Source organism: Streptomyces sp. NPDC012637, assembly GCF_042954805.1.
In the GTDB taxonomy this organism is placed as follows: domain Bacteria; phylum Actinomycetota; class Actinomycetes; order Streptomycetales; family Streptomycetaceae; genus Streptomyces.
The window spans coordinates 198,726-217,373 of record NZ_JBIBDS010000004.1; the positions used below are offsets into that span (position 1 = coordinate 198,726).

Here is an 18,648-nt window from a genome sequence, read left to right on the forward strand (position 1 = left end):
GCCGGAACTCCGGTTCGGGCCGATCCGGCGCTCAAGAAGCGTCCAGGACTCCCGTGCGGTAGATCGTGCCCGCGCAGGCGTTGGGGATGGTGGCCGCGGCCTTGGGGCCGCCCGGGTCCGCGGTGTGGATGACCTCGACGCTGCCGTCCGCCGGGCCGCCGTCGGTGACCAGCTGGGCGGCGGGGGCGTTGTCCGTGGTGTCCGTGCCGGTGGAGCCGGTGGTTCCGGTGCCGGCCGAGGTCGAGCCTCCGGCCGTCGACGGGGTCGGGGTCGGCGTCGGCTCCGTGCCGGTGGTGGGGCAGGTCTCGCTGGGCACCCAGGCGAACCGCACCTCGTACGCGTTGTCCGGGGTCAGCAGCAGTTTGGGCGCCTCCTGCGAGGGGTCGGGCAGACCGCTCGCCGCGTCGCCGGTGGTGTGCTCGACGACCGTGATCCGCGAGCCGTCGGCGGCACCGCGCGCCTCGAAGCCGACCCGGCCGGCGCCGCCGACCACGCAGTCACGGGCGGAGACGTTGGCGATGCGGAAGGTCCCGTAGACCTTCCCCGACGAGTCCGGGGCGCCGGTCTGCACGGAGCTGACGCCCAGCTGGCCGGCCTCGCAGACCGGCTTGGCCTCCGGGGCGCCGGAGGGCGCGGTCTCGCCGCCGGAGCTTCCGCCGGGGCCCTCGGCCGACGCGGTGGGCTTGCCGCCGGCGCCCTCGGCCCCGCCCTGGCTGGGTGCCACCGTGCCGGGGGCCGGGGTGTCGCTCTTCTGCCCGCCCTCGATGCCGGTCTCGGTGCCCGTACCGCCCTGGGCCTGCTCGCCGTGCCCGGCGTTGACGGCCTTGTCGGCGGTGACCCCGCCCGAGGAGGCGACGTGCACCAGGGCCGGGACGGCCGTACCGACGAGGACGACCGCCGCGGCGACGCCGACGAGCGCCTGCCGCTTGCGCACCCGGCGGGCGGGAACGGCGCGGCGCAGGTGGTCGAGCGCGCCCTCGGAGGGTTCGAGACCGGCCACCGCGCCCTGGAGCAGGCGTCGCAGCGCCAGTTCGTCGGGCGTGCCGTTCTCCGGCGCTTCGTTCACCATCCCGCGTCCACTCAGGTCGTCCCGGTCACCGTGCTGGTCGTGCTGCTCGTTCCACGCCGCGCCGTGGCCGGCCCCGCGGTTCGCCCCGCGACCCGTCGCGTGGCTCGCGGCGCGGCTCTGCGCGGCGCCGTCACGGGCACCCTCCCGGGTGCCGTCACCGGCGCCGTCCAGCGGCCCGCTCATGACGTCGCCTCCATGGCGACCCGCAGCGCCGCGATGCCGCGGGAGCCGTAGGCCTTGACGGATCCGAGGGAGATCCCGAGGGTCTCCGCGACCTGCGCTTCCGTCATGTCCGCGAAGTATCTCAGCACGAGGACCTCGCGCTGCCGACGCTGGAGTCCGCGCATGGCCTTGATGAGCGCGTCGCGCTCCAGCTGGTCGTAGGCACCCTCCTCCGCGCTGGCCATGTCGGGCATGGGCTTGGAGAGGAGCTTGAGGCCGAGGATGCGCCGGCGCAGCGCGGAGCGCGAGAGGTTGACGACCGTCTGCCGCAGATAGGCCAGGGTCTTCTCGGGGTCGCGCACCCGGCCGCGCGCCGAGTGGACCCGGATGAAGGCCTCCTGGACGACGTCCTCGCACGAGGCGGTGTCGTCGAGGAGCAGCGCGGCGAGGCCCAGCAGAGAGCGGTAGTGGGCCCGGTAGGTCTCGGTGAGGTGGTCGACGGTGGTGCCGGCTGCCATCGTGTCGTCAGCGCCGTCGCGGGGCGCCGGAATGCCGCTGACGGTGGCCGGACGGCTGGTCCTGATGGGCATGGGCGCGATCACCGGCATGCCGCCGACCGCGCGCGGCCGCCTGAGCGGGCGCACCGCGGTGCTGCGCAGCGGGATGACCGCCGCGATGTCGAGTACCTCTGCCACGCCTGTTGGACACGCTTCCCCCCGTCAGGGTTGTACGCGTACGCCACCGTTTTTGGCGGTGCGTCATTTGCCCTCATGCGTACCCGTTCTCCCCCGATGCCCCGCTTGTGCGGCGTGCTCCGCGTCACATGCTTCCGGGTGCACGCGAAGACGCTCCCACCCGACCACTGGTTGCAGAGGGAGGGAACAGCATCGTCGTCCAGGACATCTGACCTGATCAAGAGGCACTTGAAGCCGATTTGCTCACAAGGCGTTCACAGATCCTACAAAGTTGAACGGCGAGGTGGTGCCGATTTCCGGACACCGGTGGGACTACAGCGGAGTGACGTCGGCCGCGATCTGCTCCGCGATCTGTACGGCGTTGAGCGCGGCGCCCTTGCGCAGGTTGTCCCCGCACACGAAGAACTCCAGGGCCTGCTCGTCGTCCATGGACCGCCGCACCCGCCCCACCCACGTCGGGTCGGTGCCCACCACGTCCGCCGGCGTCGGGTAGTCACCCGCCGCAGGGTCGTCGTACAGCACCACGCCCGGCGAGGTGGCCAGGATCTCGTGGGCGCGCGCCACGGTGACCGGCCGCTCGAAGCGGGCGTGCACGGAGGCGGAGTGCCCGGTCACGACGGGCACCCGGACGCAGGTGGCCGCCACCCGCAGCCGCGGCAGGTCCAGGATCTTGCGGGTCTCCTCGCGGACCGCCAGCTCCTCCGTGGACCAGCCGTCCGCCTCGGGCCCGCCCGGGACGGGCTCTCCCGACCAGGGCAGCACGTTGAGGGCGAGCGGCCCGGGGAAGGGGCCGGTGTGGTCGCCGACGGCCCGCCGCACGTCGCCGGGATGGATGCCGAGCTCGCTGCCGGTGACGACGGCCAGCTGGTGGCGGAGCGCCGCGGTGCCCGCGCGTCCGGCGCCGCTGGCGGCCTGCTGGACGGTGACGACGAGCTCGCTCAGGCCGTACTCGGCGTGCAGCGCGCCCACGGCGACGATCAGCGCCAGGGTCGAGCAGCCGGGGCTCGCGACGATGCCGCGCGGCCGTACCCGTACGGCGTGCGGATTGATCTCGGGGACCACGAGCGGCACGTCCGGGTCCGCCCGGAAGGCCACGGAGGTGTCGACGACCACCGCACCCTTGGCGACGGCGATCGGCGCCCAGCGCGCCGCGACGTCGTCGGGCACGAGGAAGAGGGCGAGGTCGACGCCCGCCAGGTTCTCCTCGCTCAGCGCGAGGACCTCGCTCTCCTCCCCCCGTACCGCCAGCTTGCGGCCGGCGGAGCGGGGAGAGGCGAGCAGCCGGATCTCGCCCCAGACGTCCGCGTGGTGCGAGAGCGCCTGGAGCAGCACCGCGCCCACGGCCCCGGTCGCTCCCACGACCGCGAGCGTCGGTTTGCCGCTCATGCGCCGCTCATCGAAGCGGAGGACGTCCGCGGTCAGCGGCCCGTGCCGCCGTAGACGACGGCCTCGTCGGAGTCGCTGTCCAGACCGAAGGCGGTGTGGACGGCGCGGACCGCCTCGTTGACGTCGTCGGCGCGGGTCACGACCGAGATGCGGATCTCGGAGGTGGAGATCAGCTCGATGTTGACGCCCGCGTCCGACAGCGCGCGGAAGAAGTCCGCGGTGACGCCCGGGTTGGTCTTCATCCCGGCGCCGACCAGCGAGATCTTGCCGATCTGGTCGTCGTAGCGCAGCGAGTCGAAGCCGATCGCGCTCTTCGTCCGCTCCAGGGCGTCGATGGCCTTGCGGCCCTCGGCCTTGGGGAGGGTGAAGGAGATGTCCGTCAGACCGGTGGAGGCCGCCGACACGTTCTGCACGATCATGTCGATGTTGATCTCGGCGTCGGCGACGGCCCGGAAGATGGCCGCGGCCTCGCCCGGCTTGTCCGGCACGCCGACGACAGTGATCTTCGCCTCGGAGGTGTCGTGGGCGACACCGGAGATGATGGCCTGCTCCACCGTGGAGTCCCCTGTCGGTTCGTTGCTGACCCACGTGCCCTGCAGCCCCGAGAAGGAGGAGCGGACGTGGATCGGGATGTTGTATCGACGTGCGTACTCGACGCACCGGTGCAGCAGCACCTTGGAGCCGGAGGCGGCGAGCTCCAGCATGTCCTCGAAGGAGATCCAGTCGATCTTCTTCGCCTTCTTCACCACGCGCGGGTCGGCGGTGAAGACGCCGTCGACGTCCGTGTAGATCTCGCAGACCTCGGCGTCGAGCGCGGCGGCCAGGGCGACGGCGGTCGTGTCCGAGCCGCCGCGGCCCAGCGTGGTGATGTCCTTCTTGTCGGCGGACACACCCTGGAAGCCGGCCACGATGGCGATGTTGCCCTCGTCGAGCGCGGTGCGGATCCGGCCCGGCGTGACATCGATGATGCGCGCTTTGTTGTGGACCGAGTCGGTGATGACACCGGCCTGGCTGCCCGTGAACGACTGGGCCTCGTGGCCCAGGTTTTTGATCGCCATGGCCAGCAGGGCCATGGAGATCCGCTCTCCGGCGGTCAGCAGCATGTCGAACTCACGGCCGGCCGGCATCGGGGATACCTGCTCGGCGAGATCGATCAACTCGTCCGTCGTGTCGCCCATCGCGGATACCACGACGACCACCTGGTGGCCGTTCTTCTTGGCTTCCACGATCCGCTTGGCGACGCGCTTGATGCCTTCGGCATCGGCAACGGAGGAGCCTCCGTACTTCTGCACGACAAGGCCCACGTGCGCTCCTCGCTCAGTCCTTGCCACAGCTTGGCGCTGCGGTCGGTTCAGTCTAACGAGCGAGGCCGAAACGCCACCGGTATACCACATGGTGAGATACGACGCTCAGGGAGTGATCACACGCCCGAGAACAGGCCGATCAGCGTGCCGCTCGTCCCGGCACTCCCAGGGGTCGGACGGCCCGGCCAAGGTCGACCCGACCGGCCTCGGCGACGCCTTCCGGCCCGAGCTCCCGCTCCCAGACCGCCGGAATGGCGTGAGAGGTGTCCGGAATGGCGTCCAGGGTGTTCCGCGTGTCGAGGTCGTTCAGGCGCCGCCCATCGCGTCGCAGGGAGCCCCCACCCCACACGAGTGCGAGCACCGCCCTCGCCGCGCCCGCGATCCGGTCGGCGTTCCAGAGGTCCGCGAAAGCCACGACCGCGAGGCCCGCGACGCCCGCCGCACCGACCCCGACACCGGCCTCCGGGACGCTCTTGACGACTCACACCCCGTCATGAACCCATGAGGGCGCGGAGTTCATAGCGTGCCGCAACACCGCTTTCACAATCGTTTCGACATGCAAGACATCAACCGTGTGACCTGGACACATGCCGTGACGGCTGCCAGTCTCCCGCCATGCGTTCTCGCTCCGCCGCCATAGCCGCGGCCTCCGTTCTCGCCGCCCTCACCGCGTCCGGCTGCGCACCCCAGGAGAGCAGCGGCACCGCCTCAGGCACCTCCGCGTCCGCCTCGGCCGGTGCTCCCGCCTCCTGTGCGGCGGACGCGCTCGCCACCAAGGCCAAGGGCAAGCTCACCGTCGGCACGGACACGCCCGCCTACGCCCCCTGGTTCCAGGACGACGACCCGGCCAACGGCAAGGGCTACGAGTCGGCCGTCGCGTACGCCGTCGCCAAGCGGCTCGGCTTCGCCGAGGGAGACGTGGTCTGGCAGAAGGTCGCCTTCAACAACGCCTTCGCCCCGGGCGCGAAGACCTTCGACTTCGACGTCAACCAGGTGTCGATCAGCGAGGACCGCCGCAAGGCCGTCGACCTGTCCAGCGGCTACTACGACGTCCGCCAGGCCGTCATCGCGCTCAAGAGCTCCAAGGCCGCCAAGGCGACGAGCCTCGCCGACCTCAAGGGCGCCAAGCTCGGCGCGCAGGTCGGCACGACCAGCCTCGACGTGATCAACCAGCAGATCCGGCCGGACCGGCAGCCGGCCGTCTTCCAGAAGAACGACCTCGCCAAGGCCGCCCTCAAGAACGGCCAGGTCGACGCGATCGTCGTCGACCTGCCCACCGCCTTCTACATCACCGGCGCCGAGGTTCCGGAGGCCAAGGTGGTCGGCCAGTTCGAGACGACCGGCGGCGCCAAGGAACAGTTCGGCCTCGTCCTCGACAAGGGCTCCCCGCTGACCTCCTGCGTCTCGCAGGCCGTCGACGCCCTGCGCTCGGACGGCACGCTCGCCGCCATCGAGAAGCAGTGGCTGTCGGACGCGGCGGGCGCGCCGGTGCTCAAGTGACCACCGTCGCGAAGGAGGACGCGCCGGACGAGGACTCGCCGGGCGGGCGCGCGCAGGGCGAGGACTCGTCGGGCTCGGACGCCCCGGGCGCGGACGCGGGCGCGGGCACGGATGCGGGTGCGCAGGACGGGGGCCGGCCGAGCGCGGCCCCAGGCCCAGTCTCGGGCCCGGGCGCGGGCCCCGGCGCGGGCGCGGGCCCCAGCGCGGGCGCGGGCCCCAGCGCGGGCGCGGGCGCTCAGGAGAAGGCGTACACCTCATCCGCCCGGCGGATCGAGCGCGAACGGTACAAGCGCTCCCGCACCCGCCGCGCGACCGCGGTCGCCGCCCTCAGCACGGCCGTCACCCTGGCGGTGCTCTACTTCGTCGTCACCGGCTCCCCCGGCTGGCCGCGCACGAAGGAGACCTTCTTCAGCGCCGAGTACGCGCGTCAGGTGCTGCCCCTGGTCCTCGACGGCCTGTGGCTCAACCTGCGCCTGCTCGTGGTCTGCGGCGCCGTCACGCTCGTCCTCGGCCTGCTGCTCGCCGTCGCCCGCACCCTGCGCGGCCCGGCCCTCTTCCCGCTGCGCGCCCTGGCCACCGCGTACGTCGACTTCTTCCGCGGCCTGCCGCTCATCATCTGCCTGCTCGCCGTGATCTTCGGCCTGCCCGCGCTGCGGCTCCAGGGCGTGCCCACCGACCCGGTCGTCCTCGGCGGCATCGCGCTGTCGCTGACCTACTCGGCGTACATGGCGGAGGTGTTCCGGGCCGGCATCGAGAGCGTCCACCCCAGCCAGCGGGCAGCCGCCCGCTCGCTCGGCCTGTCGAGCGCGCAGACCATGCGCTTCGTCGTCCTGCCGCAGGCCGTACGACGGGTGGTGCCGCCGCTCCTCAACGACCTGGTCTCGCTCCAGAAGGACACCGGCCTGGTCTCCATCGCGGGCGCGGTCGACGCCGTCTACGCGGCGCAGATCCTGTCGTCCAAGACCTTCAACTACACCCCGTACGTCGTGGCAGGCCTGGTCTTCGTCGTGCTCACGATCCCCATGACCCGGTTCACGGACTGGATCACGGCACGCATGAACCGGCGCCAGTCGCAGGGAGGCACGGTATGACGAAGTCCCCGGCGGAGTCCCCTGCGGAAACCTCCGCGCCGACCCCTGCGGAGACCTCCGCGGCGCCCTCATCGGAGTCCCCTGCGGAGACCTCCGCGCCGACCCCTGCGGAGTCCCCCGTCCTCCGCCTGGAGTCCGTCCGCAAGACCTACGGCGAGACCGTCGTCCTGCGCGACGTCGACCTGGAGGTCCCGCAGCACTCCGTCACCGTGCTCATCGGTGCCTCCGGATCCGGCAAGTCGACGCTGCTGCGCTGCGCCAACCTCCTGGAGGAGATCGACGACGGCGCGATCTTCCTGGACGGCGAGGAGATCACCGACCCGCGCGCGGATCCCGACGCGGTACGGCGCCGGATCGGCGTGGTCTTCCAGGCGTACAACCTCTTCCCGCACATGAGCGTGCTCGACAACATCACCCTCGCCCCGCGCCGCGTCCACAAGGCCGGCCGCCGGGAGGCCGAGGAGCGGGCCCGCGAGCTGCTCGGCCGGCTCGGGCTCGGCGACAAGGCCGGCGAGTACCCGGACCGGCTCAGCGGCGGCCAGCAGCAGCGCGTGGCGATCGCCCGCGCCCTGGCGAACCGGCCGCGGCTGCTGCTCCTCGACGAGGTGACGGCGGCGCTCGACCCGGAGCTGGTCGGCGAGGTCCTGAACGTGGTCCGCGACCTCAAGGAGGAGGGCATGACCATGGTCGTCGCCACCCACGAGATGGGCTTCGCCCGGGAGGTCGCCGACCAGGTCTGCTTCCTGGAGGGCGGCGTCGTCCTGGAGCGCGGCACCCCGGCCGAGGTCTTCGGCGCACCCACGCACGAACGGACCCGCCGCTTCCTCTCCAGGATCGTGGCGGCGGGCCGGCTGTAGGGCGGCAGCGGCTGCCGCCCGCCCCTCAGACCTTGCGGCGGCCGAGGCCCAGCGGGCCCGCGATCTCCTGGATCATCACGCGGCCCGCCTCCTCCGCCAGGTCGTCCTCGGTCAGGTCCTCGTCCGTGTCCAGCCCGTCCAGCTCGGCGAGCGGCTGGTCGAGGCGCACGTGGGCGACCAGGGACTGCAGGGCGCGCAGGGTCGCGGAGGCGGTGGGTCCCCAGTTGGAGAAGTACGAGAACTGCCACCACCACAGCGCCTCGCTGGTCCGCCCGGCCCGGTAGTGGGCGAGGCCGTGCCGCAGGTCGGTGACGATGTCCGCGAGGTTGTCGGAGATCCGGGCCGGTACCGGCGCCTTGCGCGGCTCGTACGGGTCGAAGACCTCCGAGAAGACGTCCACCGGGTCGAGCAGCGTCGCGAACCGCTCGCGCAGGTCGTCCACGTCCATGTCAGGGCCCGCGTCGGGCTCGTACCGCTCGTCGGGAACGATGTCCTCGTGCGCGCCGAGCCGGCCGCCGGCCAGCAGCAGCTGGGACACCTCCAGGAGCAGGAAGGGCACGGCGCTGTCCGGCTCGTCGCCCTTCGCGACCTCGGTCGTCGCGACGATGAAGCTCTCGATCGAGTCCGCGATCTGGACGGCGAAGTCGTCCGGGTCCTGCGTGATGGAGTGCAGCGTGGCGTCAGACATCGAGGAGCCTTCCTGCTCGGGTCCCTGAGAGCGCACCGGGCTTGTCGTCATACATCTAGCAGCCGCCGCCCCTCGAACGCACGCCCCAGGGTGACCTCGTCGGCGTACTCGAGGTCGCCGCCGACCGGCAGACCACTGGCCAGTCGGGTCACCTTGAGGCCCATGGGCTTGATCATCCGCGCCAGGTACGTCGCGGTCGCCTCGCCCTCCAGATTGGGGTCGGTGGCCAGGATCAGCTCGGTGACCGTGCCGTCCGCGAGGCGGGCCAGCAGCTCGCGGATCCGCAGGTCGTCCGGTCCGACTCCCTCGATGGGGCTGATCGCGCCGCCGAGCACGTGGTACCGCCCGCGGAACTCGCGGGTCCGCTCGATGGCGACGACGTCCTTCGGCTCCTCGACCACACAGATGACGGTCTGGTCCCGGCGCGGGTCACGGCAGATGTTGCACTGCTCCTGCTGCGCCACGTTGCCGCAGACCGCGCAGAACCTGACCTTCTCCTTGACCTCCATGAGCGCCTGCGCGAGCCGCCGCACGTCGGTCGGCTCGGCCTGGAGGATGTGGAAGGCGATCCGCTGGGCGCTCTTGGGACCGACGCCGGGCAACCTGCCCAGTTCGTCGATGAGGTCCTGAACCACGCCTTCGTACAACGTCAGCGCCCTTCTCGGGAGTGCTTGATTCTTACGGTAGTGGCTGGAAACCGGCCACAGAAGGTGTACGGCGGAGAAGCCGTCACCGGATGCGTGTGCGGCCCGGAAGCCCGGGCCGGCTCAGAAGCCCAGGCCAGGCATCCCGCCCAGGCCCTGCGCCAGCGGACCCAGCTTGGTCTGCTGGAGCTGCTGCGCGTTGTCGTTGGCGGCCTGCACCGCGGCCACGATCAGGTCGGCCAGGGTCTCGGTGTCCTCCGGGTCGACCGCCTTGGGGTCGATGACCAGGCCGCGCAGCTCGCCGGAGCCGGTCACGGTGGCCTTGACCAGGCCGCCGCCCGCCTGACCCTCGACCTCGGTCGCGGCGAGCTCGGCCTGCGCGCGGGCGAGGTCCTGCTGCATCTTCTGGGCCTGCTGGAGGAGCTGCTGCATATTGGGCTGGCCACCACCGGGGATCACGGTCACTCCTCAGATCTGGAACTCGTTGCACCGAACCGGGCGAGCTCGGCGAGCCCGACCGGCTCCGCGGACTCCGCGGACCCGGCGAGCTTGGTAAACCGAGCCTACGTGGTCCCCGACCCCCACGCCGAAGCAACTCTTTCGAGTGAGAAACTGCGGGCTCCTCTACCTGATCAACACCCTCTTGCGGGCGGAAATCCCGGGATTCCGGGCCCACAGCCCACCATTCGGCGGTAGGAAGGGCAGGCACCACGTGCACCGCACGTCACAGAAGGACACGAGCGCTGAGCTGAACAGAGGAGTTCCCCGGTGAGCCAGCAGCCGGACATGCAGCCACAGCCGGGGAACCCCGAAGGCCCGGGCAAGCCCGGACGTCCGGCCGCGGACCGCGACCTGACCGGATCGCCCTTCCCGCTGGGCGACTGGGGCGAGCCCGCCGAACGCCTCGACGAGCTCTACCGCTGGGTCGAGTCCAACGCGCTGCGCACCGCCGAGTGGTACCTCTCCGACCGCGTCTGGAAGCGCCGCTGCGCCCGCGCACTGCGCGTCGGCACGGCCCTCGGCGTGATCGCGGGCGCCGCACTGCCCCTGCTCGACCTGACCGGCGTGGCCGAAGGGACCGCCGGCTGGGGCTACCTGTCGCTGCTGCTCGCCGCCGCCTGCCTGGCCTGCGACCGGTACTTCGGCCTGACCTCGGGCTGGATAAGGAACGTGGCCACGGCCCAGGCCGTGCAGCGCCGCCTCCAGGCGCTCCAGTTCGACTGGGCCTCCGAGAGCGTGCGCGAGGTCCTCGGCCCCACCGAGGGCACCGCCAGCGAGGCCGCGGAGCGCTGTCTGGGCATCCTGCGCCGCTTCTCGGAGGACATCACCGAACTCGTACGGGCGGAGACCGCCGACTGGATGGTCGAGTTCCACTCGGGCCCGGCGCCGCTGGCCCTGCAGTCCGTCGGCACCACCCCGGCCCGCCCCGAGAGCGGCCACCCGTCGGGCCGCTTCCCGCTGCCGCCGGGCACCCGCCCGAACATGCCGCGGCAGCGACCGCCGGAGCCGCGCTGAGGCCTTGGGGGTGAGGGAGGGGGAAGCCCGTAGGGGGCGGCCCGTAGGGGTGCGAGGGGCCCCTGGCCGTACTCGTACCCGTACGGGGGCGGGCTGACGCCCGGGGGTCTGTCCGGCACCGGCCGCGGATGATCGTCGAGCTTGGGGCCTGCCCGGGAGGGCCGGCTGAGGATGGCGGTCGGGCCTGGGGGCTGCCCAGACCTAGCTCTGGGGCCTGCCCGGGACTCAGCTGAGGATGATCATCGAGCCCTGGCCCAGGCTCCGGGTCGCCGCAGCGTGGAGTCCCAGCCACACGTGACGCTCGCGGGCGAAGGGGCTGTCGTCCTGGTACGGAGCGGGGGCGGCGGGCTCCTCCAGGGCGGTGGGCCGGTCCGGGGGCCGCGGCGCGGCGGGCGGGTTGGCGGGGTCGATGCCGATCGCGGGCGCCACGAACTCCAGCTCCCGCAACAGCCCCTGGGAGGAGCCGAGCGGTCCGCCACCCGCCAGGAGCTCGTCGTTGGACAGCGGCACGGGGAAGTCGACCGGCACGTACGCGCCGGCGTGGTCGTAGTGCCACACCAGGTGGGACTGCTGGGCGGTCGCCTCGAACATCTCCAGGAGCTGCTCGTAGTCCCCGCCGAGCTCGCCGACCGGTTCGACGGGCAGTCCGCACATCTGCAGCAGGTAGGCGCGGCGCAGGAAGTGCAGGGCCTCGTAGTCGAATCCGGCGATCGGGGCGACGTCGCCGGAGAGGCCCGGCATGTACGCGTAGACGGGCACGGTGGGCAGGCCGGCCGCGGTCAGGGCGTGGTCGTAGGTCGCGAGTTCTTCCGCGAAGGGGTTGTCGGCGCTGTGGCACAGCACGTCGACGAGGGGGACCAGCCACAGGTCACAGGCCAAGACAGGCTCGCTCTCCGTCAATCGCCGTCAATTTCAGGGACCGCCAGGGTAGTCGGGGGCCTTGGACCACGACTACCTGTGGGGGTGCCTGCCCCCGGAAGACCCGCCTCAACCCGTGGCGTCCGGGCGGCCCGCGCCGCCGGTGCGCGCGTCCAGCCGGTCGGCCCACTCCAGCGACTTCGCGTTGTACTCCCGTACGACCGCGACCGCGCCTTCCGCGTCGCCGCGGGTGATCGCGTCGACCAGGTCGACGTGCCCGCTCCAGAGCCAGCCCAGCAGGTCCCGGTCGGAGCGCAGGTAGGGCACGGAGAAGACCCAGGCCTGGACGCGCAGCCGGTGCAGGAAGTCCGCGATGTAGTCGTTGGCGGCGACGAGACGGCCCAGCTCGCGCCAGTAGCGGATGTCGTAGCCGATGAGGATGTCCAGGTCACCGGCCCGGGCCGCGCGGGCGGCGGCCTCGCCGCGGCGCCGTATCGAGACGAGCGCGACCCCGACGGAGAGCTCGGGGTCGACGGGCGTGGTCTGCGGGGCGTGGCGGCGGAAGATGCCGTCCACGACGAGCATCCGGGCCTCGACCATGCCGCGGTAGTCGTCCACGGAGAACTGGTGCACCCGGAAGCCGCGGTGCTGGTCGGAGTCGAGGAGCCCCTGGGCGCAGAGGTCGACGAGGGCCTCGCGGACGGGCGTCGCGGACACGCCGTACTGCTCGGCGATCTGCTTGACCGTGAACTCCTCGCCCGGCTGGAGACGCCCCGCGAGCACCTCGTCACGCAGCGCGTCCGCGATCTGCTGACGAAGGGTGTTGCGGGTGACTGCTCCGCTCGCGGGCATGGTCCTCGGCCCCCTCCGTACGACTTCCGGACACCCTAGTCCAGGCCACGGAGGGGGCCGGCCACGTCACACCGTGTGATGCCCGCCGGGCGGGCCCCTGTCGGGGGCACGCCGGGCGGGCCGTCGGGCCGTGCGCGCGCCTCGGGACTGGGCGCCCGCCTCAGACCGCGCGCCTCAGACCGTGCGCCTCGGACTGTGGCGCGCCTCAGACCGTGTGTGCGCGTCTCAGACCGTGTGTGCGTCTCAGACCCTGCGCGCGGCCTCAGACCGTGTGCGTGCCTCAGACCGTGTGCTCGTCGGCGACGGACAGTGCCGCGTCCAGGGCCGCCAGGCCCTCCTTCGCCTCCGCCTCGGTGATGTTGCAGGCGGGGACCGCGTGGGTGCGGTTCATGTTCACGAAGGGCCACAGGCCGTTCTTCTTCGCCGCGGCGGCGAAGGCGGCCATGGGCGCGTTGGCCTCGCCCGCCGCGTTGTACGGCACCAGCGGCTCGCGGGTCTCCTTGTTCCTGACCAGGTCGAGTGCCCAGAAGACGCCGAGGCCGCGCACCTCGCCGACCGACGGGTGGCGCTCGGCCAGCTCGCGCAGGCCGGGGCCGAGGACGGTCTCGCCGATGTGGGCGGCGTGCTCGACGACCTTCTCGTCCTCCATCGCCTGGATGGTGGCGACGGCGGCGGCGCAGGCCAGCGGGTGGCCGGAGTAGGTGAGGCCGCCGGGGTACGGGCGGGTCTCGAAGGTGGCGGCGATCTTCTCGCTGATGGCGACACCGCCGAGCGGCACGTAACCGGAGTTGACGCCCTTGGCGAAGGTCAGCAGGTCGGGCACGACGTCGAAGTGCTCGGCGGCGAACCACCTGCCGGTGCGGCCGAAGCCGGCCATGACCTCGTCGAGGATGAAGACGATGCCGTACTTGTCGCAGATCTCGCGGACACCGGCGAGGTAGCCGGGCGGCGGGGTCATGATGCCGGCGGTGCCCGGGACGGTCTCCAGGATGATCGCGGCGATCGTCTGCGGGCCCTCGAAGGCGATGGTGTCCTCGAGGTGCTGGAGGGCGCGGGCGCACTCCTCCGCCTCGGTGGTGGCGTAGAACGGCGAGCGGTAGAGGAACGGCGCCCAGAAGTGCACGACGCCGGCGGAGGCGGTGTCGGAGGCCCAGCGGCGCGGGTCACCGGTCAGGTTGATCGCGGTGGAGGTGGCGCCGTGGTACGAGCGGTAGGCCGAGAGCAGCTTCGTACGGCCCGTGTGCAGCCGGGCCATGCGGACGGCGTTCTCGACGGCCTCGGCGCCGCCGTTGGTGAAGAAGATCTTGTCCAGGTCGCCCGGGGTGCGCTCGGCGATGAGGCGTGCGGCCTCGGAGCGGACGTCCACGGCGAAGGCGGGAGCGAAGGTCGTGAGCTTCCCGGCCTGTTCCTGGATCGCGGCGACGACCTTGGGGTGCTGGTAGCCGATGTTGGTGTAGACGAGGCCGCTGGTGAAGTCGAGGTAGCGGTTGCCGTCGTAGTCCCAGAAGTACGAGCCCTCGGCGCCGGCGACGGCGAGCGGGTCGATCAGGCCCTGGGCGGACCAGGAGTGGAACACGTGCGCGCGGTCGGCGGCCTTGACGGCCGCACCGGCCTGGGGATCGGGCTCGACCTGAGGGGTCGCGACATGAGGGGTCATGGCTCCGAGGGTAAGGAAGTGCAGGTGGGGCGGGCCATGGCCATCTTGTCCACCGAGACCGGGGCGGACGAGACAGGTTGCCGGGAGCCTCACATCGATTGACAGCACGCTGTCGACATGACAGCCTACTGTCATAGGAGGAAGGGTCGGGGGGATCGAGGGACCCGTCCCACGGAGCCGGGGAGGCAGTCATGACCAGCACCGCCCGCACGACCGTCCATCTCGCCGTCTACGACACGCTCGCCGACTGGGAGACGGGCCACGCCACCGCCTGGCTCGCCCGCGCCGGATTCACCGTCCGGACGGTCGGCCCGGCCGCCGGGGAGCCCGTCACGACCATCGCCGGCATCCGGATCGTCCCCGATCTCGCGCTCGCGGACCTCGACCCCGCGGACAGCGCGCTGCTGATCCTTCCCGGCGCCGAGAAGTACGACGAGGGCGACGAGCTCGCGCCCTTCACGGCCAAGGCCCGCGCCTTCCTCGACGCCGGCGTCCCGGTCGCCGCGATCTGCGGCGCCACGGCGGGCCTGGCGAAGGAGGGCCTGCTCGACGACCGCCCGCACACCAGCGCCGCCTCCTTCTACCTGACCGCCACCGGCTACAAGGGCGGCGAGCACTACGTCGAGACCGACGCCGTGACGGACGGCGACCTGATCACGGCGGGACCGACCGAGCCGGTCGCCTTCGCGCGCGAGATCTTCGCCCGCCTCGGCGCGTACGAGGGGAAGCGGGACGCCTGGTACCGCCTGTTCCACGACTCGGACCCGGCGGCCTTCGCCGAGCTGAACGCGGAGGACGAGACGGAGGGCGGTGGCGAGGCGCAGACGGAGGGCGGTGGCGAGGCCGAGACGGAGGGCGGCGCGGAGGCACAGACGGAGGGCGGCAGAGAGCGGGAGGGCTCGGGCGACGAGGCCGCCCGGGGTACGGCCGGATGAGCCGCCGCCAGCAGGACGCCCTGTCCCGTACCGCCCTGGGCGTCTTCCGCCTCAACGGCCAGTTCCTCGCCGTCTCGGAGAAGCTGGCCGAACCGGCGGGTCTGACCGCCGCCTGGTGGCAGGTCCTCGGCGCGGTGCTGCCGGAGCCGCTGCCCGTCGCAGGAATCGCGCGCGTCATGGGCATCACCCGCCAGAGCGTGCAGCGGATCGCGGACCTGCTCGTACGGGAGGGCCTGGCCGTCTACGAGCCCAACCCGGCCCACCGACGCGCGAAGCTCCTCGCCCCCACCGACACCGGCCGTGCCGCCATCCGTCGCATCGACCCGGGCCACGCGGAACTGGCCGCCCGTCTGACGCGTGAACTCGGCGGGCAGGAGGCCTTCGAGGAGACGGTCCGGGTCCTGGAACGACTGTCGCGGGCGCTGGACGCGGTGGAGGCACCGGACGCACCGGACGCACCGGGCTCGGAATCGGACCTGACCGCGGGCTCGCGCTCGGACTCCGGGTCGGGCTCGGACTCCGGCTCCGACTCCGACTCAGTATCCGAGTCGGACTCGGTATCCGATTCGGAGTCGGGCTCGGGCTCGGGCTCGGGCTCGGGCTCGGGCTCGCCGGACACCGGCGAAGAGCGGGCCAGCTGACTTCCGGACCCTCCTGCCGCCTGTCCCGCTGAATCGGCTGCCGCCTGTCCCGCCGAATCGGCCGATTCGGCGGGAGGAGAGCCGTGAGGGCGCGGGGGGGGCGTGAAGCAGCCAAGTGCAGCGGTACCAGGCGCGCCGTCGCCAGAACCCGGTCGGGCCGTGCTGGTGTTGGGCCTCGGACTGGCGCGGCTTCGGCAGGCTGCTGGCCGTCGTCCCGGCGGTCGCGTGCGCCGCCTGGGCTTCTCGGCCCTGCGGCCTGGCCTGCCTGCCCTGGCGGGGCGCTCCGGCCGCCCCGACAACGGGCACGGCGTACACGCTTGGGCAGCGCGCCCGCCACCGCCTGGCCGGACGGGCCGAAAAAACGGACGCGGACCTCCCCGCCCAGGGGCAGCCCTACAGGCCCCACAGGCCCTAACGGGAGAGCACTCGCTCCAACAGGCCGACGAGCAGGGCGCGTTCGGCGACGGACAGCGGCGCCATCAGCTCGTCCTGCGCGTCCGCGAGGACCTTGTCGAGGCGCTTGAGCTGCCTGCGGCCCTGCGGGGTGAGGGTGACGACGTTACGGCGGCGGTCGTCCGGGTCGGGGGTGCGGGCGACCTGGCCGCGCTGCTCCAACTCGTTGATGACAGAGACGAGATCGCTGCGGTAGATGCCGGTGCGGCGGCTGAGGCCGGCCTGACTGGTCGGGCCGAACTCGTCGATGGAGACCAGGACCGCGTAGTGCCACTTCCGGGCGTCCTCGGCGGCCAGGCGCTCGCCGACCATGCGGTCCGCCCGGGCGGAGGTCATCGCGAGCAGACGGCTGGGCAGGCCGCGGAGGCGGTCGGGGGTCTGCCGCTCGTCCATCTCGTCCATCGCGGCGTTTTCGGTGCTCTCGGCACTCTCGGGGCGCTCGCTCATGCCGTGCAGATTACCCCTTGCGTTAGTGGTCCGAACGATCTACTGTCGTTAGTGCCACGAACGTTAGTCAAATGAACGTTAGAGGAGTGAACGAGCATGTCCGAGATCAACACCCGCACCGCGGCCGGCACTCCCGCCCCCGCGGCCGCCGAGGCCCCCGGCACCGACGCCCGCGCCCTCGGTCTCGCCCACTACGCCGCCCGCGGCGTCCTGGAACACGTCCTGGCCCGGCACGGCTCCACCTTCCAGCAGCAGATCGCCCTGCGCGCGGCCGTCACAGCCGAGACCGCGCAGACGCCGGACCAGCTCGTGGCGAGCGTCCGGGCCTCCCTCAAGGCCGATCCGGCCGACGTCCGCGCCGCTCTCGACGAGCTGCTGGACCGGCGACTGCTCGTCGTGGACGGCCCGCACCTCCTTCCCACGGACGCAGGCCGCGAGCTGCTCGCCGCCGTCGCGGGCGAAACCGCTCCCGTCTCGGCCCGTGTCTGGGGCGACATACCGGCCGAGGACCTGGCCGCCGCCGGGCGCGTCCTCGCCCTGGTGACCGCGCGCGCGAACGCGGAGCTCGCGGCACTGACCGCCTGACGGCACGGGCGCCGCACGGGCCTGCACACACGGCCCGGCACAGGCCACGCACGGGCCTGACGCGGGATACGTACGGCCCCGGCACGAGCAGGGGCTGAGCGCGGGTCACGCCGGTGGCGGAAGGCGTCCAAGCGCGGGCGACACCGGTGACTGGAGGCGCCCAAGCGCGGGCGACACCAATGGCGGGCGGCGTCCCGGCCCGGGTGACGCCGGTGGCGCGGAGGGGCCCGGGCGCACTGCCCTGGATCGGGCGGCGGCTCAGATCATCAGGACGATCCGGCCGGGGCGGCGGCCGGCCTCGGCGCGGCGGTGGGCCTCGGCGGCCTCCTCCAGCGGGAGGACGTCGGCCACGCGGGTGACCAGCTCGCGGGCGGCCACCTTCTCCAGGATCTCCGTCAGGCGGGCGGCGTCCGGGCGGGCGCGGTCGAACTCGACACGGATGCCCCGCTCGGTCACGGGGACGCGGTCCGGGGCGATGGCGACGAAGACACCCTCGTTCTGGAGGGCGGCCAGCATCGGGGTGCCGACCAGGGCTCCGTCGAAGATGCCGTCCACGCCGCCCGGGGCGATCTCGCCCACGGCGCGGAGCACGTTCACCGGTTCGCCGCGCGGGACGCATTCCTTGGCGCCGAGGAGCTTCAGTTCGCTCTCGTCGCCCTCGTACGAGACGGCGATCACGTCCAGGCCGGACGCCGCGGCCATCTGGACCGCGAAGCGGCCCACGACACCGCTGGCGCCCGTGACGAGCAGCGTCGAGCCCGGCGGGAGGCCGAGCTGGTCGAGGCCCTGGGCAGCGGTGATGGCGGCGAGCGGGACGGACGCCGCCGCGGTGAAGTCGACGTCCTCGGGGATGGGGGCCAGCCACTCCGGGTCGGCCCAGATGACCTCCGCGTAGGTGCCCTGTCCGGTCAGCTCCTCGTACCAGGGCTCGAAGCCCGCCACCCGGGTGCCGGCGGGCAAGGTGCCCTGCGGGCCGGTCGCCGGGTCGAGGAGGCGGCCCGCGAAGTCGGTGCCGAGGACGAACGGGGGCCGGAGCATGCCCATCTGGGCGACGTACAGACCGGCCCGGATCCGGAGGTCCGCCACGGTCACACCGGCGGCCTTCAGCCGCACCCGTACCTTGCCGGGCACCTGGCCGGCCTCCGGTTCGGGACGGCGGGCCATGCTCAGCACCTCGGGTCCGCCAAAGGCGGTCACTTCGACGACACGCATGGGGTTCTCCTCCTGCGGAAGCCCCCTCGTGGCCATTAGACCCACGCCCGCCACGCCCGGCAACAGGTGAAGGAGGCCCGGGTGACGCCCGGCACGG

Annotated in this window: 17 protein-coding genes and 2 pseudogenes; 7 read left to right on the plus strand and 12 right to left on the minus strand. The window is 72.4% G+C overall.

Going from position 1 to position 18,648, the window contains the following annotated elements:
• Positions 1 to 31: 31 nt before the first annotated feature.
• From ACFY8W_RS17895 to ACFY8W_RS17910, 4 genes are all read right to left on the minus strand, one after another.
• Positions 32 to 1,252 carry a hypothetical protein gene (locus ACFY8W_RS17895; RefSeq protein WP_391105897.1) on the minus strand — a complete coding sequence of 407 codons (1,221 nt, stop codon included), beginning with the start codon at positions 1,250 to 1,252 and terminating at the stop codon, positions 32 to 34.
• Positions 1,249 to 1,926, minus strand: a complete 678-nt coding sequence (locus tag ACFY8W_RS17900; protein WP_391105899.1) for a SigE family RNA polymerase sigma factor — start codon at positions 1,924 to 1,926, stop codon at positions 1,249 to 1,251. The genes ACFY8W_RS17895 and ACFY8W_RS17900 overlap by 4 nt, the downstream gene beginning before the upstream one ends.
• 312 nt (positions 1,927 to 2,238) lie before the next feature.
• Complete coding sequence (locus ACFY8W_RS17905; protein WP_391105901.1) at positions 2,239 to 3,312, minus strand: aspartate-semialdehyde dehydrogenase; 1,074 nt, start codon at positions 3,310 to 3,312, stop codon at positions 2,239 to 2,241.
• A 32-nt stretch (positions 3,313 to 3,344) separates the two neighbouring features.
• Positions 3,345 to 4,616: an aspartate kinase gene (locus ACFY8W_RS17910; RefSeq protein ID WP_384408867.1), complete on the minus strand. Its 1,272-nt coding sequence runs from the start codon at positions 4,614 to 4,616 to the stop codon at positions 3,345 to 3,347.
• A 615-nt stretch (positions 4,617 to 5,231) separates the two neighbouring features.
• On the opposite strand from ACFY8W_RS17910, the gene ACFY8W_RS17915 reads away from it, so the two are divergent.
• From ACFY8W_RS17915 to ACFY8W_RS17925, 3 genes are all read left to right on the plus strand, one after another.
• On the plus strand, positions 5,232 to 6,116 hold the full coding sequence (locus ACFY8W_RS17915) for a transporter substrate-binding domain-containing protein (RefSeq protein WP_391105903.1): 885 nt from the start codon (positions 5,232 to 5,234) through the stop codon (positions 6,114 to 6,116).
• Between the two features lie 269 nt (positions 6,117 to 6,385).
• Positions 6,386 to 7,207 (plus strand): ABC transporter permease subunit, encoded by an 822-nt coding sequence (locus ACFY8W_RS17920; RefSeq protein WP_391106832.1) that lies wholly within the window; start codon positions 6,386 to 6,388, stop codon positions 7,205 to 7,207.
• The gene (locus tag ACFY8W_RS17925; RefSeq protein WP_391105905.1) at positions 7,204 to 8,064 is read left to right on the plus strand and encodes an ATP-binding cassette domain-containing protein; all 861 of its coding nucleotides are present in this window, start codon (positions 7,204 to 7,206) and stop codon (positions 8,062 to 8,064) included. Before ACFY8W_RS17920 ends, ACFY8W_RS17925 begins: the two co-directional genes overlap by 4 nt.
• Positions 8,065 to 8,089: 25 nt before the next feature.
• Here ACFY8W_RS17925 and ACFY8W_RS17930 read toward each other — a convergent pair whose 3' ends face one another.
• The 3 genes from ACFY8W_RS17930 to ACFY8W_RS17940 form a co-directional block, all read right to left on the minus strand.
• Positions 8,090 to 8,752 (minus strand): DUF5063 domain-containing protein, encoded by a 663-nt coding sequence (locus ACFY8W_RS17930; RefSeq protein ID WP_391105907.1) that lies wholly within the window; start codon positions 8,750 to 8,752, stop codon positions 8,090 to 8,092.
• A gap of 47 nt (positions 8,753 to 8,799) precedes the next feature.
• Positions 8,800 to 9,399, minus strand: coding sequence for a recombination mediator RecR (gene recR / locus ACFY8W_RS17935; protein ID WP_384422275.1), 600 nt, complete (start codon positions 9,397 to 9,399; stop codon positions 8,800 to 8,802).
• A gap of 120 nt (positions 9,400 to 9,519) precedes the next feature.
• Positions 9,520 to 9,855 carry a YbaB/EbfC family nucleoid-associated protein gene (locus ACFY8W_RS17940; protein ID WP_391105910.1) on the minus strand — a complete coding sequence of 112 codons (336 nt, stop codon included), beginning with the start codon at positions 9,853 to 9,855 and terminating at the stop codon, positions 9,520 to 9,522.
• A gap of 327 nt (positions 9,856 to 10,182) precedes the next feature.
• Between ACFY8W_RS17940 and ACFY8W_RS17945 the strand changes: the two genes are divergently transcribed.
• Positions 10,183 to 10,911, plus strand: coding sequence for an SLATT domain-containing protein (locus tag ACFY8W_RS17945; RefSeq protein WP_391106834.1), 729 nt, complete (start codon positions 10,183 to 10,185; stop codon positions 10,909 to 10,911).
• 225 nt (positions 10,912 to 11,136) lie between these two features.
• Here ACFY8W_RS17945 and ACFY8W_RS17950 read toward each other — a convergent pair whose 3' ends face one another.
• The 3 genes from ACFY8W_RS17950 to ACFY8W_RS17960 all read right to left on the minus strand — a co-directional run bounded on the left by ACFY8W_RS17950 (position 11,137) and on the right by ACFY8W_RS17960 (position 14,278).
• A complete protein-coding gene (locus ACFY8W_RS17950) occupies positions 11,137 to 11,790 on the minus strand; it encodes a hypothetical protein (RefSeq protein WP_391105912.1) in 654 nt (217 codons plus the stop codon).
• Positions 11,791 to 11,898: 108 nt separating this feature from the next.
• Complete coding sequence (locus tag ACFY8W_RS17955; RefSeq protein WP_391105914.1) at positions 11,899 to 12,621, minus strand: GntR family transcriptional regulator; 723 nt, start codon at positions 12,619 to 12,621, stop codon at positions 11,899 to 11,901.
• A 280-nt stretch (positions 12,622 to 12,901) separates the two neighbouring features.
• Positions 12,902 to 14,278: an aminotransferase class III-fold pyridoxal phosphate-dependent enzyme gene (locus tag ACFY8W_RS17960; protein ID WP_391105916.1), complete on the minus strand. Its 1,377-nt coding sequence runs from the start codon at positions 14,276 to 14,278 to the stop codon at positions 12,902 to 12,904.
• 191 nt (positions 14,279 to 14,469) lie between these two features.
• Between ACFY8W_RS17960 and ACFY8W_RS17965 the strand changes: the two are divergent.
• Together ACFY8W_RS17965 and ACFY8W_RS17970 are read left to right on the plus strand one after the other, a co-directional pair.
• Positions 14,470 to 15,069, plus strand: a pseudogene (locus ACFY8W_RS17965) (DJ-1/PfpI family protein); the annotation flags it as partial.
• A gap of 140 nt (positions 15,070 to 15,209) precedes the next feature.
• Positions 15,210 to 15,656 (plus strand): annotated as a pseudogene (locus tag ACFY8W_RS17970) (MarR family winged helix-turn-helix transcriptional regulator); the annotation flags it as partial.
• Between the two features lie 609 nt (positions 15,657 to 16,265).
• Here the strand turns inward: ACFY8W_RS17970 and ACFY8W_RS17975 are convergent.
• The gene (locus ACFY8W_RS17975) at positions 16,266 to 16,709 is read right to left on the minus strand and encodes a MarR family transcriptional regulator (protein ID WP_391106837.1); all 444 of its coding nucleotides are present in this window, start codon (positions 16,707 to 16,709) and stop codon (positions 16,266 to 16,268) included.
• Between the two features lie 141 nt (positions 16,710 to 16,850).
• On the opposite strand from ACFY8W_RS17975, the gene ACFY8W_RS17980 reads away from it, so the two are divergent.
• Entirely contained in the window at positions 16,851 to 17,339 is a 489-nt protein-coding gene (locus tag ACFY8W_RS17980) for a MarR family transcriptional regulator (protein WP_391105918.1), read from the plus strand.
• Positions 17,340 to 17,597: 258 nt separating this feature from the next.
• Here the strand turns inward: ACFY8W_RS17980 and ACFY8W_RS17985 are convergent, their stop codons facing one another.
• Positions 17,598 to 18,551, minus strand: a complete 954-nt coding sequence (locus ACFY8W_RS17985) for a zinc-binding dehydrogenase (RefSeq protein ID WP_391105920.1) — start codon at positions 18,549 to 18,551, stop codon at positions 17,598 to 17,600.
• Positions 18,552 to 18,648 lie beyond the last annotated feature (97 nt).

Bases quoted from the DNA above. Each gene is read 5' to 3' on its own strand.
- ACFY8W_RS17895 (WP_391105897.1), bottom strand. From the start codon at position 1,252: ATGAGCGGGCCGCTGGACGGCGCCGGTGACGGCACCCGGGAGGGTGCC.
- ACFY8W_RS17905 (WP_391105901.1), bottom strand. From the start codon at position 3,312: ATGAGCGGCAAACCGACGCTCGCGGTCGTGGGAGCGACCGGGGCCGTG.
- ACFY8W_RS17915 (WP_391105903.1), top strand. From the start codon at position 5,232: ATGCGTTCTCGCTCCGCCGCCATAGCCGCGGCCTCCGTTCTCGCCGCC.
- ACFY8W_RS17925 (WP_391105905.1), top strand. From the start codon at position 7,204: ATGACGAAGTCCCCGGCGGAGTCCCCTGCGGAAACCTCCGCGCCGACC.
- ACFY8W_RS17930 (WP_391105907.1), bottom strand. From the start codon at position 8,752: ATGTCTGACGCCACGCTGCACTCCATCACGCAGGACCCGGACGACTTC.
- ACFY8W_RS17945 (WP_391106834.1), top strand. From the start codon at position 10,183: ATGCAGCCACAGCCGGGGAACCCCGAAGGCCCGGGCAAGCCCGGACGT.
- ACFY8W_RS17955 (WP_391105914.1), bottom strand. From the start codon at position 12,621: ATGCCCGCGAGCGGAGCAGTCACCCGCAACACCCTTCGTCAGCAGATC.
- ACFY8W_RS17960 (WP_391105916.1), bottom strand. From the start codon at position 14,278: ATGACCCCTCATGTCGCGACCCCTCAGGTCGAGCCCGATCCCCAGGCC.
- ACFY8W_RS17975 (WP_391106837.1), bottom strand. From the start codon at position 16,709: ATGGACGAGATGGACGAGCGGCAGACCCCCGACCGCCTCCGCGGCCTG.
- ACFY8W_RS17980 (WP_391105918.1), top strand. From the start codon at position 16,851: ATGTCCGAGATCAACACCCGCACCGCGGCCGGCACTCCCGCCCCCGCG.
- ACFY8W_RS17985 (WP_391105920.1), bottom strand. From the start codon at position 18,551: ATGCGTGTCGTCGAAGTGACCGCCTTTGGCGGACCCGAGGTGCTGAGC.